Source organism: Halomonas sp. 5021, assembly GCF_036663435.1.
Classification (GTDB): Bacteria; Pseudomonadota; Gammaproteobacteria; order Pseudomonadales; family Halomonadaceae; genus Vreelandella; species Vreelandella janggokensis.
Genome location: NZ_JAXOVU010000032.1, coordinates 1 through 1,360, shown reverse-complemented (window position 1 = coordinate 1,360; position 1,360 = coordinate 1). Strand labels below are relative to the sequence as shown.

Sequence of the window (1,360 nt, the reverse complement as noted above, 5' to 3'; positions counted from 1 at the left end):
GCCATGATCTACCTGATTGGCAGCCCGGTGGGCCGCCTGTTCGATCAGGCCAAATCCACATGAAGTGACGAAGAACCAAAAATGATATCGGTTGGGGGAGCCCTGAAAGCTGTTAACTTGATACCTTACCAATAGAAGAAGCGTCAGTAGTACAACGTGTTTTGCCATTAAACTAAATCATACATGCGCTCTGTCCGTTAGGCCACTCCTTGTGAGTAAGGTAGGTCGCGCTAAGTGACGGGCAATAAATCGACGTTATCTGATTCTCTTATCATCACTACGTTCAAGCTGCGGGCATAAGCATGGCATTCAAGCCATGGGCATTCTCGTGGGCGTGCAATTAGGAGTTATATCGTGAATATCTCTATGTACCACGTTGGCCAACATTTGCGTAAATGCCATCCTGACAATCCCTGCCTGAAACTGTGGTGGGAAGGGTACTATCAAAGTATGTGGGTACAAACGCAGAAAGGACCGCTGATCGAAAATTACCTAGCGAAATTGTTCGATGTAATGAATAGATCTCGTCAGGACTGCAATCGGATCCTCGCTATTCGCATTGACCTACGCTTTCCAAACGGTATGTATGCAGGCCTACTCGATTATAAAAATTCTGCTTTGAGTGCCTTTCAAACTTTTTTCCAACGTGAGCTGGACCGAGCAGGTACCAAGTATCCACACAAATTTCGCTGTGTGTGGTGTTGTGAGCAAGATACCAGCATCAACCCTCATTACCACCTTTTGCTGTTACTAAACGGTGATGCCTACAACGGCCTAGGTTACATAGGTAGAACTCAAAGCAGTGATTACGGATATGAAAACCTTTTCCATCGTATCGTCAGATCATGGGCTCGGGCTATCAATCACCCACAGGAGTGTATGGAAGGTCTTGTGCAAGTACCGCGGAAGCCCGTTACTAACGAACTGGCTACATGGTTTTTTCACAGGCAAGATCAATTCACTTTTGAACAGGTGTTTGGGGCTGCAAGCTATCTCTGTAAGGCATACTCTAAACCTATAGGTCAAGGGGTCAATTGCTTTGATAGCAGCCGCTTATAAGACATAAAACGGCATCCGCATGCTTCTTGACAACATACATCAGACCTCCAGCCTAGGCCTAGTGGAGGCTAAAAAGTAATCGTAAAAGTTTTAGCTTCACTATGGATAGAGGGTCAGTATTTTGCGGATGGAGTCTTTTTGTTTGAATAAAAATTCAATAAGCTATTGTTTTTATGGTTGAAATTAGCGGTGACAGGATATTTCTGATTTAAGAAACATTATTTGGCTCTTCGACGTTGGGTGTGGAATTTGTCTCCTGAGCTGGGCCAGAATAGGGACTCCACAACAGCGGTAGGTATGG

Annotated in this window: 1 protein-coding gene; it reads left to right on the top strand. The window is 44.9% G+C overall.

All coding sequences use genetic code 11. The features are described 5' to 3' along the window. Positions 1–354 precede the first annotated feature (354 nt). On the top strand, positions 355–1,059 hold the full coding sequence (locus R3F64_RS19325; RefSeq protein ID WP_332613245.1) for a YagK/YfjJ domain-containing protein: 705 nt from the start codon (positions 355–357) through the stop codon (positions 1,057–1,059). The last annotated feature ends 301 nt before the right edge of the window (positions 1,060–1,360 follow it).